The following is a 16,347-nucleotide window of genomic DNA, read 5'->3' as shown; positions in this document are numbered from 1 at the left end:
GCTGGGCCGGTCGGGGGAGGGTGCCGTCACCCCGGCCGTCACAGGAGCCGTTGCAGCAGCCCCCAGGTGAACTCCGCGACGCACTCCCGCCCGTCCGGCAGGGTGAAGGCCAGCCGCCATCGCGTCGGGGCCGTGCCCTCCATCGGGCGGGTCGGGGCGAAGGCCCTGGCCACCTCGTCGACCGTGCAGGACCAGGGGCGCAGATCACTCTCCGTGCGCAGCTCGGGGCCGGCCGCGCCGGGCGCACGGACCAGCCATTCGTTCCACACCGCGCCGCCAGGTGCCGCGAGTACCTCGAAGCGGAGGTCCGGCCAGAGCGGTACGGGCCACAGCAGCGCGTCGCACTCCAGGTCGCCGATGCGGCGGCGGGCGGTGGACTCGGGCGGGCCGAGGACGGAACGGTAGCGGGAGACGGCGCCGCGGGCGCGCGGGGAGCGGAGAAGGGCCTGCCAGCGGCGGTTCGCCTCCCGCATGTCGGCGAGTGACGCGCCCAGTTGCCGCCGTGCGTCCTCGACGAGCCGGGGCTGGTGGTCGGCCATCCGGCGCAGCAGTACGAGCTGGAAGTCGCGCGGCCCGAAGGTGTTCATGGCCCTATCCTGTACTGCCCGCGCGGGTCGGTCGGCCTGGTCCGTGGCGTGCGATTCGAGTGCGCTCGCGTGGTATTACACCAGCCGCCTCGCCAGGAAATCCGTGATTCCACACAGAATCCTCACAGTCTCGGCTATCTCTGTTGTCCCGACGCTGCGTACGCTGCGGGCGCCATGGATTACTGCTACCAGTGCCGTCGGCACCTCAACGGGGCTCTGGCGTGCGCCGGATGCGGTACCCCCGCGGAGGAGTTGCGGCACCTCAGTCCCACCGAGCCGACGACTGACGTCGTTGTCGAGCTGGGCGGAGCGTACGACGAGGACCGGTCGGAGGCCGGTCACCGCCGCGCGGCCGCCCCCGGTCGTCGTGCCCGCCGGACCTCGGGCGCCCGCAGGCGCCGCAAGCGCGGCCGCAACGTGCTGATCGGCACGGTCGGCCTGGCGCTGGCAGCGGGCGCGCTGAGCCTCGGGTCGCTGGCGCGGGAAGCGGTGCTGGACGACGGCAGGTCGCAGGAGGTCCGTGAGGAAGAGGACATAGCGGTCGACGAGATACCCGCCCCGACCGGCAGCGAGGAGCCGGCGCCCGGGCCGAGCGAGGTGAGCGAGGCGCCTTCGACGTCGTCGGCGCCGCCGCGGCCGAGTGCGACGGAGACGGGGCAGGGGAGTGGGCGGCCGACCGCGGCCCCGTCGTCCTCGGCGGCGGCGGGCCCGACGGGGTCGTCCGCGCCGCCGAGCAGTCCGAGGGGCAATCCCTCCTCGTCGGCGCCGGGGCCGTCCGGCAGTCCGCCGCGTCCGTCTGCGACGACGGGTTCGCCTGGGCAGCCGTCGTCACCGCCGCCGCCGCCGCCGTCGCCGTCGCCGACGCCGACTGACGACTGTCCGTGGGTCATCTTCTGCTGGTAGCGGACCGCCGACCGCCGCCGGTTTTTGCCCTCAAGCGCCGGACGGCCGCGCGGCGCTGCGTCTCACGGTGACGACGGAGGGGGGCGCGGTGTCCGTCCCGCCGTTGACGTGGGAGGCGCCGCGCTGACGCTGCCCGGTGTCGGGTCGGCACCCGGGGTTTGTGTCCTCAAGCGCCGGACGGGCTGGGTGTGTCGGGGTCACCCGGCGCGGATGGTTGCCGTCCGGGTGGCGCTGCGGGGCTCGTGTCCGGGACGGCATGCTGTGCTTTTCCGGGGGAAACCCCCGGACCCCCGTACGTCGCGCGCCCACCCGGAAGCGTGTACTCGTCCGGGATTCCGGCGCGCGCCACAAATCACGCTTGAGTGTCCCGAACCCGACCCCTCCGCGCCCCCCGGACCAGGTCACCGGCCATGGCCGACCCCGGTGGTCGGGTTGTGCCCACCCGTTCCGCCCTGCGGAACGCCTGCCCACAAGCCAGGCGGCCACCTCACGGTTGTGGGCAGTCGTCCCGCTGGGGCGGGACGGGTGGGCACAAACCACCCACCGGCCCGTAGACGAGCAACGACCCGCGGGTGCGACAACCACCCACTCACCCGCGCCCGGGGGCGGCGCCGGGGCGGGGCCGTGCAGGGTCGGCCCCGCAGGAGGTGGCGGCAGGCACCGGGTTCGCAACCTGGTGGAACGTGTACGCCGCCGCCTCCGAGGAGTCGAGCCCGGAGGGGCCCCGAACCGCACCACCCACCGGACACACCCCCAGCCCGTCCGGCGCCTGAGGACAAAAACCCCGGGTGCCGACCCGACGCTGGGCAACGCCGCGCACCCCCAGCCCGTCCGGCGTTTGAGGACAAGAGCCCCGGGTGCCCACCCGGCAAAGGGCAACACCGCACACCACCCCCAGCCCCCGCGGGCCGAGCGGCCCGCCGCCGCCACTACGCCGAGCGCTCGCCCAGCATGCGCTTCAGCAGGTCCCGGAGGACCCTGCGCTCCTCCGGTGAGAGCTCCGCCAGCGGTTCGCGCGCGAAGCGCAGGGATTCGCGCAGGCGGCGAGCCGTGTCGCGGCCGTCCTCCGTCGCCGCGGCGAGCTTCACGCGGCGGTCGGCCGGGTCGGGGCGGCGTTCGACGAGGCCGCGGGCTTCGAGGCGGTCGACGATGCCGGTCACGTTGGAGGGCTCGCATTTCAGCTGCTGGGCGATCCGCCGCATGGGTGTGGCTTCCAGGGACAGCAGGCCGAGGACCCGGGCCTGGGCGCCGGTGAGGGCGTGGCGGGTGGCGACCTCCTCGTACTCGTCGTGGTAGCGGGCCACGATGGTGCCGATGAGATCGACGACCTCCATCGTCAGCGGGTCCGTGCGCGGTGTGGTGGCGCGTGTGGTGGCCATGTCCCTCAGCATACCCCTGATACTTGACAACCTGAAATATTCAGTCGCATGGTTGTTTCAGAACGGAAAACATTCTCAGGAGGCTCAGCGCCATGCCCGCACTTCCCGCGTCCAGCCGTGAATGGCACCTCGTCGCCCGCCCGCACGGCTGGCCCAAGCCGGAGGACTTCGCCCTGCGCGAGGCCCCGGTGGCCGAGCCGGGCGAGGGCCGGATCCTCGTCCGGAACCTGCACTTCTCGGTCGATCCGTACATGCGCGGCCGGATGAACGACGTGAAGTCGTACGTACCGCCGTTCCAGCTCGACCAGCCCATGGACGGTGGCGCGGTCGGTGAGGTGATCGCGTCGAACGCGGAGGGCTTCGCCGTCGGCGACCACGTCCTGCACGGCCTCGGCTGGCGCGAGTACGCGTCCATCGACGCTGCGGCCGGGCACGCCGTCAAGGTCGACGCCTCCGCCGCCCCGCTCTCCGCCTACCTCGGCGTTCTCGGCATGCCGGGCCTCACCGCCTACGCCGGTCTGTTCGAGGTCGCGTCCTTCAAGGAGGGCGACGCGGTCTTCGTCTCCGGCGCCGCCGGTGCGGTCGGCAGCCTGGTCGGCCAGATGGCGAAGCTGAAGGGCGCCTCGCGCGTCATCGGCTCGGCCGGCTCCGACGAGAAGGTCAAGCTCCTCGTCGAGGAGTACGGCTTCGACGCCGCCTTCAACTACAAGAAGGGCCCCGTCGCCCAGCAGCTGAAGGAGGCCGCCCCCGACGGCATCGACGTCTACTTCGACAACGTCGGCGGCGAGCACCTGGAGGCCGCGATCTCCTCGCTCAACGTCCACGGCCGCGCCACCATCTGCGGAATGATCGCCCAGTACAACGCGACCGAGCCCACCCCGGCTCCGCGCAACCTCGCCCTGGTCATCGGCAAGCGCCTGCGGCTGCAGGGCATGCTCGTCAACGACCACCGGGCCCTCCAGGGGCAGTTCGTCGAGGAGGTCGCCGGCTGGCTGCGCTCGGGCGAGCTGAAGTACAACGAGACGGTCGTCGATGGCATCGAGAACGGCTTCGACGCGTTCCTCGGGATGATGCGCGGTGAGAACACCGGGAAGATGGTCGTCTCGCTGACGCGTTAGGCTCGGAGCAGCCGTCGCGGTCGTGGGCGCGAGCCGCGGCGAACCAGAGAAGGAACGTGACTCATGTCGATCCAGCAGTCCGACGTCCTCTACACCGCTGTCGCCACTGCCGAGAACGGCCGTGACGGCCGGGTCGCCACCGACGACGGCAAGCTCGACGTCGTCGTCAACCCGCCCAAGGAGATGGGCGGTTCCGGCGCCGGGACCAACCCGGAGCAGCTGTTCGCCGCCGGGTACAGCGCCTGCTTCCAGGGCGCGCTCGGTGTGGTCGCCCGCCAGGAGAACGCCGACATCTCCGGCTCGACGGTGACCGCCGAGGTCGGCATCGGCAAGAACGACGACGGCTTCGGCATCATCGTGAAGATCTCCGCGAAGATCCCGAACGTGGACGCCGCCACCGCCCGGGAGCTCGTCGAGAAGGCCCACCAGGTGTGCCCGTACTCGAAGGCCACCCGCGGCAACATCACGGTCGAGCTCGCGGTCTGACGCCCGAGGCGGCGACCGGCACGGTACGAGCACGAGGGCCGCACCCCAGCCGATCGGGGTGCGGCCCTCGTCGCGTCCGCCCCGCGGGCCCTCGTCGCGTCCGCCTCGCGGGCCCGCGCGCTCAGCGCAGCAGCAGCGCCCGCCCGACCTGCGCGAACACTCCCTTCGGGTGGTCGCGGAACAGCGGCTCCGTGCCGAACAGCACCACCGGTGCGCCCTGCGGCGTCCTGCCGCTGACGGCCGCCGCCCTGCCCGCCGCGTCCTCGGGGCCGCCCGCGCCGTCCTCGGCGGCCCGCCAGTGGCCCGAGACGAGCGGGTTCCCGGCGGCGTACGCCTGCTCCACGCGCACCCCGGCGCCGAGGCCGGTGAACCACAGCGGTGAGTAGACGAACGTGTGGCCCGGTCCGCCGGAGGCGACCGGGCCGGCCGCGTTCACCACCCGCACCACTCCGTTGGCGTCGCCGTTGCCCTCGACCGCCGTCACCGGGATGAGCCCGGCCGCCGCGTTGAACGCCGCGCCTTCCGGGCCGAGCGCGACGACGCCCGCGCCGCTCGTGCGCAGCGCGTCACGCGCGGCCGGTGTGAGCTCTTCGTACTCCAGGCCCGAGGAGACGAACAGCACGTCCGCCGCCGACCAGTCGAAGCCCGCGTTCAGGACCTCCGTCGAGACCGGCACCACGTCGAAGCCCATCCCGCGCAGCGCGGACAGCTCACCGGCGCCCACCGCCGCCGCGACCCTGGTCCGCTCCAGCGGCGCCCCGCCCCGCTCCTTCGCCGCGGCGAAGACCACCCCGTACCGGGCCGCCAAGGCCCTCGCCTGGCCGCGTGCCGAGCCCGGCACGATCGCGGATCCGCCGTCGGCCGAGCGGCGCACCGCGACGCCCCGCGCCAGCAGGGAGTTCAGCGCGACCAGTTCCTTCGGGTCGTCGAGCCGCAGCCGCAGATCGCCCCACGGCGCCACGTACCCGGTGGGCGCGGCGGCGTGCACCGGCCGGCCGATGACCTTCAGGTCGCCCCGCTGGGCCTTCTCGACGGTCGCGCCCCACAGCAGCCCGAGGCTCCAGCCCGAGATGTCGTACATCGTCGACACGTCCGCGCTGATGTCGCGGCCCTCGGCCAGGATCACATGGGCGAGACCGCGCTTGGGCTGGTGCATGTCGACGACGTACGAACCGGCCGGGTACGACCGCCCCGCCAGCCGGAAGCCCGTGAGCGCCCGCTCCACCCGTACGTCGTTGGCGACCAGATGGTCCACCAGCCGGGCCGCAGCGACGGTGCTGCGTTGTGCGGTGCCCGCCGGGATGACATAGGCCCGGGGGAAGGCGGTCGTGTAGACGTCCTCGGGGCCGATGCCGGGCACCCCGGGCACGGTCTGCTCGGACACCGGCCGCTGCGCCTCGCCCGCCGCGCCCCGCCGGAAGGTCTCGATCTGGTCGGCGATGACGGACGCCCGATGGGTGTGCGTGTAGTCGAGCGCGGCGCGCATCGCGGCGCCCGCGACCCGGGTGTTGATCGCGGCCCGGCGGCGCAGCTCGCTCACCGGGAGCGTGCGGTACGCGTTGTTGTTGACGGTGAGCGGGATCTCGATGGTGTGCGCGGCGACGGCGCCGTGGAACGGCGCGTACTGCGGGGTGAAGATCGGCGGCCAGTCGTCCCAGCCCTCCTGCTGGTCGCGGAAGGGGATGACGGGCGGCTCGACACCGTCCTTCTGCGGGGTGTAGCCGAGGGCGTTGACGGCCTTCTCCATGCCCAGCGCGTTGGCGTAGGAGTTCTTGAGGAAGAGGTCGTACTCGTAGTTCTCGCCGTGCGGCGGGGTCGTCGGCTCGATGAGCGTGCCGTTGACGTACCCGTGCAGGTCCAGCATCACCGCGGGCTGCTTGTCGACGGCGATCTGCCGCATCGCGCGGACCTCGGGCTGGGAGGCGGTGACGGCGTCGCGGTTGAGGTCGAAGCCGTTGGCGTTGGTGCGGGTCCCGGCGATCCGGCCGTCGGGGTTCGCCGTCACGTTGAGATGGATCCGGTTGCGGGCGAGCAGGCCGGCGGTCTTCGCGTCCCTCGCCTTCGCCAGCTCCTCGATGAGCTCCAGGGCGGCGTCGGTGCCCTCCCACTCGTTGCCGTGGATGTTGTTGTTGATGAAGACCGGTGTCTTGTACGCGGACTTGATGTGCGGGTCACCGGCGGCCGTCGCGGGCCGGTTCTCGATGAGCTCGCGCATCCGCTCCTGGTCGCGGGCCTGCCGTGCGGTCTCCGGGGCGGTGACGGTGACCAGGTACAGCTCATGGCCGCCCGCGGAGTGGCCGGCGATCTCGACGCTGACCCGGTCGCCGAGCCTCTGGAGGGCGTTCAGGCGCGGGGCCAGCGAGTGGTACGGGGCGAGGCCGAGCTTGATCGAGCTGTCGGCCGGGTCGACGGGCGGGGGAGTGAGGACGGTGCGGCGCGGGTAGCCGCCGTCCCTGTCCAGGCGGGGGGTCGCGCTTTCCGGCGCCCGCAGCACCCCTGCCCGTACGGGGCCCGCCGTCTCCCGGCCGCCGCCCTCCCGTACCGGGTGGGGGCGGTCGGGACCGGGGGAGGCGGAGACGGAGACGGAGGCGGAGGCGTGGACGGTCGGGAGGAGCAGCGAGCCGGCGACGGCGGCGGTGACCAGAACGGATCGGGTACCCATGCGCGTACGGACCTCCGGGGGGGACGGGAAGCGATCGGTACGCAGGGTCTACCGGCTCAACCCCCCGACAACAAGAGAGCCTTGTGGGGCATACGGGTCATGTGCCCCCCATCCGCACCGCACCGGCGGCGCTTTCCGGCCTCCCGATAGGGTGATCGGCATGCGTGATCTCGGAGTGGGCTTCAGCTACTTGGTGAAGGGCCAGCGGTGGGTCGGCCGGCACGGCCGGTGGCTCGGCTTCGGGCTGCTTCCCGGGCTGATCACCCTGCTGCTGTACGCCGGCGCGCTGGTCGGGCTCGGCTACGGCGCCGATGACTTCGTGGGCTGGTCGACACCGTTCGCCGACGGCTGGTCCTCGCCGTGGCAGGGCCTCTTCCGGGGCTTCCTCACCGGGCTCGTCTTCGCCTTCGGCCTCTTCCTCGCCGTGATCACCTTCACCGCCGTGACCCTGCTGGTCGGGCAGCCGTTCTACGAGTCGCTCTCCGAGCAGGTCGACAGGACCGAGGGCGGCGAGGTGCCCGAGTCCGGGCTGCCGCTCTGGCGCGAGCTGTGGATCTCGGCGCGCGACAGCCTCCGTGTGCTGCTGCGGGTCGCGCTGTACGGCGTGCTGCTGTTCGCGCTCGGCTTCATCCCCGTCGTCGGGCAGACCGTGGTCCCCGTGATCGGGTTCTGCGTCTCCGGTTTCTTCCTCGCCCACGAGCTCACGGCGGTCGCGCTCCAGCGGCGCGGTGTCGCGCTGAAGGACCGCCTCGCACTGCTGCGCGCCCGCCGCCTGCTCGTCCTCGGTTTCGGCGTCCCGCTCACCCTCTCCTTCCTCGTCCCCCTGGTCGCCGTCTTCCTGATGCCGGGTGCGGTGGCGGGAGCGACGCTCCTCGTCCGCGACCTGACGGCACCCCGGGGTGAGCCGGGGCCCGCCCCCGGCCCGGAGCCGGTGGCGGGCGGCGGCCCGCTCTCCTTCGACAAGCCGGGCCGCTGACCGCGCCCGCGGCCGCCCGGTTGGCCGTGCCTACGCGCCCGCGCCCCCGGCAGCGCTCGCGGCAGTGGTGACGATCGCCCGCACCTGGGCGACGATGTCCTGCCGGTTGCGCTCGAACTCCGGGTCGGTCACCGTGCCCGTCGCCGGGTCGGTGTTGCCGCTGCCGAACTGGAGCACCGGGGTGTGGACATGTCCGCCGGCCAGGGCGGTGCCCAGGCCGAGCCGGTCGCGCAGCAGCGTCGCCCGGTAGGCGATCTCGTTGGAGAGGTAGTCGCCTCCGCCTCCTGCACGGGCCGCCGAGCCGGGTGTCGGGCCGTCGGGGCGGACCACGGGCTCGGTGGCCCCTGCCGGTATCTCCGTGACGGAGGTGTTGTCGTAGACCGGGAAGCGGCCCGTGGAGGCCGCGACGATCGCGGCGTACGGGAGCGTCGTCGAGGTCCACTGCGGCTGCGACGCCGGGTCGTCGACCGGCACGGTCCCGGTGCGGGACAGGTTCTCGTTGTCCGGGAAGCTGCCGCGCCAGGCGCCGTTGGTGCGCTCGACGTCGAAGCGGCCGACACGGCCCTGGCTCACCGTCGTGACCAGATCGGCGCCCGGCAGCTGCGGGCGCAGGGCCCGCTCGACCGTGCCCGCCGCGAAGTCGCTCCAGCGGACGGGGAAGACGGCGGCCTCTATGCGGGCCGGGGTGCCGTCGGCCGTCCGTATCCAGGTGCCGTCGAGGCTGAGCGCCGTCGCCCCGCTCGGGTTGCTGATCCGTATGTCGCGGTCCAGCGTGAAGGGGTCGAAGCCGGTCACCACGATCCGCTTGATGCCCTTGACGCCCTTGGTGTCGTTGATGCCCTTGGCGCCGTTGGCGCGCGGGAAGTCGAGCGAGTCCTGGCCGCGCGAGGTCTGTTCGAGCCGGTCGAGCAGCCGTGCCCGGTCGGCCTCGGTCGGCCCGAACGCGGGCTGCCACTGGCGCAGTTCCCGCGCCATCGCGAGCCGTGCCCAGTACAGCGGCCGGTCGTCGCCCCGGCTCAGATCGCCCCGCACCGGCCCCTTTCCCTGGGCCCGGTCGACGGCCCGCCGCCACAGCCCGGCGCCGTGCCGCTCGACCACCCGCTCGGCATCGGCGTACGAGCCGGCCGACCGCAGCGCCCGCGTGAACCGCGGTGCCACGGAGTCGAATCCGCTGCGCCGCAGTATCTCCTGCGGCACGGCCCGGTCGAGCCGCTGCTCCTCCACCGTGGCGACGGCGGCCGGTGCCCCGGCCGCGCCCGCCGGCGCCGTGCCGAGCATCGTGCCCGCCACCGCCGAGACCATCAGGACGCCCAGTGTCCTCCGCACCCCTGTTCCCCTTTTCCTTGGCGTGTTCGAAGTCGCCAGTATCGGGAGGGAGTTGGGCGGTGACCAGAGGGGACCTAGTGATTCCCCAGCAGTTTCAGGAAGGCGCGGAACACCGTGGGCATGTCCACCTCGTCCGGAGCGAGCAGCCACTGGTACTGGAGCCCGTCCAGGACCGCCACCAGCAGCGGGGCCGCCTCCTCCGGAGTGAGCCCGGAGGGCAGCCGGGCGCCGTACTCGGCGCGCAGCACGGCGGCCATCTCGGAGCGCACCTGGCCGTAGCGGCGGGTGAAGAACTCACGTGCCGGATGGTCCTCCGTGACGCTCTCGCCGAGCAGCGCGGAGAAGGTCTGCACGATGCCGGGGCGCATCGCGTTGTACTCGACGAGGGAGGCGAGCAGTTCCAGCCGCCAGCCGTCGGGGGAGCGGCGGTAGCCGCTGGTGTCCCACTGGTCGCGCTTCTCCAGCACGGCGACGAGCAGCGCCTCCTTGGTGGGGAAGTAGTGCAGCAGGCCCTGCTGGGTGAGGCCGACCCGCTCGGCGACGGCGGCGAGGGACGCGCCCCGGTAGCCGCGCTCGGCGATGACTTCGAGGGCGGCCCGCAGGATCTCCGCGCGCCTTTCCTCGCTCCTGGCCCTGGCCATCGATGCGCCCCGTTCCCTCTTCCGTGTGCCTGCCAGCAGGACCGTACGCCATCATAAAATCTCGAAAGAATAACGAAGCCTACCGATTCACAGGTGAATGGGTCCACTATGGCGGCACCCACACGACCCTCAACGAGGAGGCACGGCCGTGGCAGACGCCCCCGCCCCCGTCCCCGCTCCCGCGTACGCCGACGCGATCGAGGCCGCACTCGGCAAGCTCGATCTGGACGCCAAGGCCCGGCTGCTGGCCGGCCGGGACATGTGGTCGCTCCCGGCGCTGCCCGAGATCGGCCTGAAATCGCTCGTCATGTCGGACGGGCCGGTCGGCGTCCGCGGGGTGCGCTGGACCGCCGACGACCCCTCCGTCGCCCTCCCCTCCCCGACCGCGCTCGCCGCCACCTGGGACCCGGCCCTCGCCCGCCGCGCCGGCCGGCTCCTCGCCCAGGAGGCCCGACGCAAGGGCGTCCACGTGCTCCTCGCGCCGACCGTCAATCTGCACCGCTCGCCGCTCGGCGGCCGCCACTTCGAGTGCTACAGCGAAGACCCCTGTCTGACCGGCGAGATCGGCACCGGCTATGTCGCCGGCGTCCAGGACGGCGGGGTCGGCACGACCGTCAAGCACTTCGTCGGCAACGACGCGGAGACCGACCGCTTCACCGTCGACAACGTCATCACCCCGCGACCGCTGCGCGAGCTCTACCTCGCCCCCTTCGAGGCGATCGTCAAGAACGCCCACCCGTGGGGCATCATGGCCGCCTACAACCAGGTCAACGGCTCGACGATGACCGAGCACCGGTATCTGCAGAACGAGGTCCTGCGCGGCGAATGGGGCTTCGACGGGTACATCGTCTCGGACTGGATGGCCGCCCGCTCCACGGCCGGCGCGGTCCTCGGCGGCCTCGACGTCGCCATGCCCGGCCCGCGGACCGTGTACGGCGAAGCCCTCGCCGCGGCCGTCCGCAGTGGCGAGGTGCCGGAGTCCGTCGTCGACGGCGCCGTGCGCAACGTCCTGCGGCTGGCCGCCCGCACCGGCGCCCTCGACGGCGTCGGACCCGCCGTCGCCGAAGCGGAGCTCCCCGCCCGGATCGACGGCCACGCCCTGGCCCGAGAGATCGCGCACCGCGCCTTCGTGCTCGTACGCAACGAGCGTGGCGCGCTCCCGATCGACCCCGCCCGCGTCCGCACGGTCGCCCTCGTCGGAGCCGCCGCCCGCGACGCCCGCGTCCTCGGCGGAGGCTCTGCCACCGTCTTCCCCGAACGGATCGTCTCCCCGCTCGACGGCCTCACCGCCGCGCTCCCGGACGGCACACTCACCTACGCCGTCGGCGCCGACCCGAGCGACGAACTCACCCCCGCCGACCAGGGCTTCGAGCTGCGCGCCGTCTGCCGCGACGCGAGCGGCGCGGTCCTCGGCGAGGGATCGCTGCCGGGCGGCCAGGTGCAGTGGCTCGGCGACGACCTGCCCGACGGCGTCGCCTACGAGACGCTGCACTCCGTCGAGGTCACCGGCAGCTTCACCCCGCGCGAGAGCGGCGAGCACTCCTTCGGCACGCGCGGCCTCGGCGGCTTCACGCTGAGCGTCGGGGGCGAGGTGCTGTGGGACGGCGTCCAGGAACTGGGCAGTGAGTCCGACCCGTTCGAGGCGTTCTTCGGCGCGCCGAACGAGCGCGGGCGCGTCGCCCTCACCGCGGGCGTCCCCGTCGAGGTCTCCCTGCGGCACACGGTCGGCGACATCGCCGACGCCCCGCTGCCCGCGGTCATGTTCTCCTTCCTCCACCTCGGGCCGCAGCGGGACGCCGACGAGCTGATCGCCGAGGCCGCCGAGGCGGCGCGGGCCGCCGACACCGCCGTGGTGGTCGTCGCCACCACCGAGCGCGTCGAGTCCGAGGGCTTCGACCGCACCGACCTGCGCCTCCCCGGCCGCCAGGACGATCTCGTCCGCGCCGTCGCCGCCGCCCAGCCGAACACGGTGGTGGTCGTCAACGCGGGCTCGCCCGTCGAACTGCCCTGGCGCGACGACGTCGCCGCGGTCCTGCTCGGCTGGTTCCCCGGACAGGAGGGCGGCGCCGCCCTCGCCGACGTCCTCCTCGGCACGGAGGAGCCCGGCGGCCGCCTCCCCACCACCTGGCCGGCCGCGCTCGCCGACGCCCCCGTCACCGAGGTCGCCCCCACCGACGGCCGGCTCTCCTACCGTGAGGGCCTGTTCATCGGCTACCGCGCCTGGGACAGGAGTGCGACGCCGCCCGCGTACGCCTTCGGCCACGGCCTCGGCTACACCACATGGACGTACGAGTCCCTGGAGGCCACGCCCGCCTCCGCCAGGGTCCGCCTGCGCAACAGCGGTGCACGCGCCGGCCGTGAGACCGTCCAGATCTATCTGGCCCCCACCAGGGACGGCGTCGGGCGCCCGCGACGCTGGCTGGCCGCCTTCGCGACCGTCGAGGCCGCGCCCGGCGAGCGCACGGAGGTGGAAATCCCCCTGCCGCGGCGCGCCTTCGAGATCTGGGACGAGGAGTCGGGATCCTGGACCTTCGTCCCGGGCTCGTACGAGGTCCATGCCTCCCACGCCCTCGACGACCCCCGCCTGGCCGTGGCGCTGGACGTGTCGTGACGGCGGTCGTGACGCCCGACGTGACGCCGGTCGTGACGCCGGTCGTGACGCCGGACGGGTGACCCACCGCATGGCGAGCCGAGCCCCCGCCGGGGACAGCGGCCCCGGGGCGGTCCCTGACAACCGCCCCGGGGCGTACGGCTCCGGGCGCCGTGCCGGGTCAGCGCGGCGGTCTCGACGACGTCACGTTGCGGTAGGCGATCTCCGCCAGCCGGCTCTGGCCGTCCTTGCTCGGATGGAACCAGTCCCAGTGGCTCAACTGCCTGCCGGTGAAGCGGTAGTCGAAGACAGCCCCGCCGTCGTACCGGCAGAGCCGGTCCTTCGCGCAGACGCTCTTCAGCGCCTCGTTGTAGGCGACCACCCGGTCGTGCACCCGGGCGCGCCGCGTCTGCGCGACCTCGCTCATGTCCTCCGCGTTCCCCAGCATCGAGGCGCAGATGCCCAGTTTCCAGATCTGCCGGCCGAGCGGGTTGCCCCGCCCGGTCGACCAGAGCCGCATCAGGTCCGGCACGCTCGACACGTACACCTGGGCCTTGGGCGCCGTGCGGCGCAGTGCGCCCATCGCCGCCGTGAAGGACCGGGTGAAGTCCGCGACCGGAGTCATCAGCTCCGGTCTGGCCCGGCAGGCGTCGTTGGCGCCGACCATCACCGCGACCAGTTCCGGGCCGCGCGCCGCCGCCTGGGTCATCTGGCCGGGCAGGTCCGCCATACGGGCGCCGGTCCTCGCGTGGTTCCAGCTGTGCTCGGCGGCGGACGCCGGGCCGAGGAGCCGCTGCGCGAGGCTGCGTACCGCCGTGTCGGTGCCCGTGGCCCACGACGCCTCCGGGCAGTCGGCGAGCAGTTCGCAGGCGTCGAAGCCGCGGGTGATGGAGTCACCGACGGCCGCCACCGATGCGGGGCTGCGGTCCCAGACGGGCGTGGGGGAGGGCGAGGGCCGGGGCGGCTGCCGGCCGTCGCGGGTGGCGCCGGGCTGTCCGTCACAGCCCGTGAGCGCCGCGAGCCCGACGAGCCCCGCCGCCGTCAACGTGGCGACGGCGGAACGCGGCCGAAGACGTGTTCGCCCGCTCCGCCGCTTTTCACGCATCCTGCCCTCCCCATAGGCGTCCTGCCGGGTGAAAGCTTGGTGCGTACGGCCCTCCGACCGGGCGGTACGACACACCTCGGCCCCCGCCGCACGGTAGCTTTGCCCCCGTCGAACCAGAGGCACCTTGCCCGCCGGCTCCGGTAAATTACATCACGTCACATGCTGTCCGTTTTGCGGAGTTTTACTCCCGATGCTGTTTACTGAGGCCGCTGGGAAAGGCGAACCTCGTCCCACACTGGAGGTCCCGGTGACGACACGCGGCGTTCTGTACGTTCACTCCGCACCACGCGCGCTGTGCCCGCACGTCGAATGGGCGGTCGCGGGCGTGCTGGGGGTACGGGTCCAGCTCGACTGGATCCGGCAGCCGGCGTCGCCGGGCACATGGAGAGCCGAGTTCTCCTGGCAGGGCGAGCCCGGCACGGCCTCCAAGCTCGCGTCCGCGCTCCGCGGCTGGCAGATGCTGCGCTTCGAGGTCACCGCGGAACCCTGCCCGACGGCCGAGGGCGAGCGCTACAGCGCCACGCCCGAGCTCGGCATCTTCCACGCCGTCACGGGCATCCACGGCGACATCCTCATCCCCGAGGACCGGCTGCGGGCGGCACTCGCCCGTTCGGCGCAGGGGGAGACGGAGCTGGAGGCGGAGATCTCCCGGCTGCTCGGGAAGCCGTGGGACGACGAACTGGAGCCGTTCCGCTACGCGGGCGAGGGCGCGCCGGTCCGCTGGCTCCACCAGGTCGTCTGACCGCTCGGCACCAAGCCCCTGGCGCACCGAGCCCTTCAGGCACCAAGTCCCTCAGGTACAAAGCCCTCTCGGCACGAAGCCTCTTCGGCACACAGCAGACCGGGCCCGCCTCCCTTTCGGAGGCGGGCCCGGTCCGTGCTGCTCGGAGTCGCTCAGACCGTCCGGAACGCCAGCACCACGTTGTGGCCGCCGAAGCCGAACGAGTTGTTGATCGCCGCGATCGTGCCCTCGGGCAGCTTCCGCGGCTCGTCGCGGACGATGTCCGCGTCGACCTCGGGGTCGAGGTCGTCGACGTTGATGGTCGGCGGGGCCATGCGGTGGTGCAGCGCCAGGACCGTCGCGACGGTCTCGATGCCGCCCGCACCGCCCAGCAGATGACCCGTCATCGACTTCGTGGCGGAGACCGCGACATGGTCGAGGTCGTCGCCCAGCACCTTGCGCAGCGCCTTGATCTCGGCGACGTCGCCCTGCGGGGTGGAGGTCGCGTGGGCGTTGAGGTGGACCACCTCGGACGGCTTCAGACCCGTGTTGTCCAACAGGTTCTGCATGGCTGCCGCGACACCGCGGCCCGTCGGCTCCGGCTGCGCGATGTGGTGGCTGTCCGCGGACAGACCCTGGCCCAGCACCTCGCAGTACACCCTCGCGCCCCGCGCGGCCGCGTGCTCCGCGGACTCCAGCACGACGACGCCCGCACCCTCGCCGAGGACGAAGCCGTCACGGGCCTTGTCGTACGGGCGCGACGCCTTCTCGGGCTCGTCGTTGTTCTTGGACATCGCCATCATGTTGGCGAAGGCCGCGACCGGCAGCGGGTGGATCGCCGCCTCGGTGCCGCCCGCGACCACGACATCGGCGCGGCCGGTGCGGATCATCTCGACGGCGTAACCGATCGCCTCGGCGCCGGAGGCGCAGGCGGAGACCGGAGTGTGCACGCCCGCCTGGGCGTTGACCTCGAGGCCGACGTTGGCGGAGGGGCCGTTGGGCATGAGCATCGGCACGGTGTGCGGGGAGACGCGGCGTACGCCCTTCTCCTTCAGCACGTCGTACTGGTCGAGCAGTGTGGTCACACCGCCGATGCCGGAGGCGATGACGGCACCGAGCCGCTCGGGGGCGATCTGCGGGCCCGACGCGTCGGCGTCCGATGCCTCAGTGCCGGCGGGGGCCGTGTAGCCGGCGTCGGCCCACGCCTCACGGGCCGCGATCAGCGCGAACTGGGCCGAGCGGTCCAGCTTGCGCGCCAGCGGGCGGGGAAGGACCTCGGACGGGTCCACCGCCGCCGGGGCGGCGATACGGACGGGCAGGTCGGCGAAGCGTTCGCCCTCCAGCGGGCGGACGCCGGAGCGTCCCGCGACCAGACCTTCCCAGGTCGATGCCGAGTCGCCACCCAGCGGTGTGGTTGCGCCGATACCGGTGACGACCACGGTGCGATTGGTCGAGCTCACAGGAATTCTTTCTCCACGGTCTATGAGGGTTCGTGAATCAGCGGCGCCACCGCTGGGTGGCGTACCTGATCGGCCTGGATCAGGCCTGGTGCTTCAGGATGTAGCCGGCGGCGTCGCCGACCGTCTTGAGGTTCTTGACGTCCTCGTCCGGGATCTTGACGTCGAAGCGCTCTTCGGCGGCGACGACGACCTCGACCATGGACAGCGAGTCGACGTCCAGGTCGTCGGTGAAGGACTTGTCCAGCTGGACGTCCTCGACCGGGATACCGGCGATCTCGTTCACGATCTCGGCGAGACCGGCGACGATCTCTTCCTGAGTGGCGGCCATGTGGCGCTCCTTCGGTGTTGATGCAGAGAGTTGATCAGGGCGTACCCGGAAGATCCGGATGTGCC

14 protein-coding genes are annotated in these 16,347 nt (G+C 72.8%); 5 read left to right on the top strand and 9 right to left on the bottom strand.

All coding sequences use genetic code 11. The features are described from left to right. Positions 1-38: 38 nt before the first annotated feature. The 3 genes from KK483_RS10205 to KK483_RS10195 form a co-directional block, all read right to left on the bottom strand. Positions 39-587 carry a hypothetical protein gene (locus KK483_RS10205; protein WP_262004906.1) on the bottom strand — a complete coding sequence of 183 codons (549 nt, stop codon included), beginning with the start codon at positions 585-587 and terminating at the stop codon, positions 39-41. Positions 588-925: 338 nt separating this feature from the next. Further along, positions 926-1,477 carry a hypothetical protein gene (locus tag KK483_RS10200; RefSeq protein WP_262004905.1) on the bottom strand — a complete coding sequence of 184 codons (552 nt, stop codon included), beginning with the start codon at positions 1,475-1,477 and terminating at the stop codon, positions 926-928. Between the two features lie 942 nt (positions 1,478-2,419). Continuing rightward, positions 2,420-2,869 carry a MarR family winged helix-turn-helix transcriptional regulator gene (locus KK483_RS10195; protein WP_262004904.1) on the bottom strand — a complete coding sequence of 150 codons (450 nt, stop codon included), beginning with the start codon at positions 2,867-2,869 and terminating at the stop codon, positions 2,420-2,422. A gap of 92 nt (positions 2,870-2,961) precedes the next feature. Here KK483_RS10195 and KK483_RS10190 point away from each other — a divergent pair, with 92 nt between their 5' ends. Both KK483_RS10190 and KK483_RS10185 read left to right on the top strand, forming a co-directional pair. Continuing rightward, positions 2,962-3,987 (top strand): NADP-dependent oxidoreductase, encoded by a 1,026-nt coding sequence (locus tag KK483_RS10190; RefSeq protein ID WP_262004903.1) that lies wholly within the window; start codon positions 2,962-2,964, stop codon positions 3,985-3,987. Positions 3,988-4,050: 63 nt separating this feature from the next. Then, entirely contained in the window at positions 4,051-4,473 is a 423-nt protein-coding gene (locus KK483_RS10185) for an organic hydroperoxide resistance protein (protein WP_262004902.1), read from the top strand. Positions 4,474-4,594: 121 nt separating this feature from the next. Here KK483_RS10185 and KK483_RS10180 read toward each other — a convergent pair whose 3' ends face one another. After that, on the bottom strand, positions 4,595-7,135 hold the full coding sequence (locus KK483_RS10180) for a M14 family zinc carboxypeptidase (RefSeq protein ID WP_262004901.1): 2,541 nt from the start codon (positions 7,133-7,135) through the stop codon (positions 4,595-4,597). Positions 7,136-7,295: 160 nt separating this feature from the next. Between KK483_RS10180 and KK483_RS10175 the strand changes: the two genes are divergently transcribed. Beyond that, positions 7,296-8,111 (top strand): EI24 domain-containing protein, encoded by an 816-nt coding sequence (locus tag KK483_RS10175; RefSeq protein WP_262004900.1) that lies wholly within the window; start codon positions 7,296-7,298, stop codon positions 8,109-8,111. Positions 8,112-8,141: 30 nt separating this feature from the next. On the opposite strand, the gene KK483_RS10170 is transcribed toward KK483_RS10175, so the two are convergent. Both KK483_RS10170 and KK483_RS10165 read right to left on the bottom strand, forming a co-directional pair. After that, positions 8,142-9,389: a pyroglutamyl peptidase gene (locus tag KK483_RS10170; protein ID WP_262009420.1), complete on the bottom strand. Its 1,248-nt coding sequence runs from the start codon at positions 9,387-9,389 to the stop codon at positions 8,142-8,144. A gap of 122 nt (positions 9,390-9,511) precedes the next feature. Further along, positions 9,512-10,078, bottom strand: a complete 567-nt coding sequence (locus KK483_RS10165; protein WP_262004899.1) for a TetR/AcrR family transcriptional regulator — start codon at positions 10,076-10,078, stop codon at positions 9,512-9,514. A gap of 97 nt (positions 10,079-10,175) precedes the next feature. Between KK483_RS10165 and KK483_RS10160 the strand changes: the two genes are divergently transcribed. Beyond that, entirely contained in the window at positions 10,176-12,689 is a 2,514-nt protein-coding gene (locus tag KK483_RS10160) for a beta-glucosidase (RefSeq protein ID WP_399013818.1), read from the top strand. Positions 12,690-12,849: 160 nt separating this feature from the next. Here the strand turns inward: KK483_RS10160 and KK483_RS10155 are convergent, their stop codons facing one another. Further along, a complete protein-coding gene (locus KK483_RS10155) occupies positions 12,850-13,773 on the bottom strand; it encodes an SGNH/GDSL hydrolase family protein (protein WP_262004897.1) in 924 nt (307 codons plus the stop codon). Between the two features lie 247 nt (positions 13,774-14,020). Between KK483_RS10155 and KK483_RS10150 the strand changes: the two genes are divergently transcribed. Beyond that, a complete protein-coding gene (locus KK483_RS10150) occupies positions 14,021-14,515 on the top strand; it encodes a DUF3145 domain-containing protein (RefSeq protein ID WP_262004896.1) in 495 nt (164 codons plus the stop codon). A 152-nt stretch (positions 14,516-14,667) separates the two neighbouring features. On the opposite strand, the gene fabF is transcribed toward KK483_RS10150, so the two are convergent. Together fabF and KK483_RS10140 are read right to left on the bottom strand one after the other, a co-directional pair. Then, on the bottom strand, positions 14,668-15,954 hold the full coding sequence (gene fabF, locus KK483_RS10145) for a beta-ketoacyl-ACP synthase II (RefSeq protein WP_262004895.1): 1,287 nt from the start codon (positions 15,952-15,954) through the stop codon (positions 14,668-14,670). Between the two features lie 79 nt (positions 15,955-16,033). Then, positions 16,034-16,282, bottom strand: coding sequence for an acyl carrier protein (locus KK483_RS10140; protein ID WP_242335583.1), 249 nt, complete (start codon positions 16,280-16,282; stop codon positions 16,034-16,036). Positions 16,283-16,347 lie beyond the last annotated feature (65 nt).

This window comes from Streptomyces sp. FIT100 (assembly GCF_024584805.1).
GTDB lineage: Bacteria > Actinomycetota > Actinomycetes > Streptomycetales > Streptomycetaceae > Streptomyces.
The sequence above is the reverse complement of the archived record's forward strand: the minus strand, read 5'-3'. Positions and strand labels throughout refer to the sequence as shown.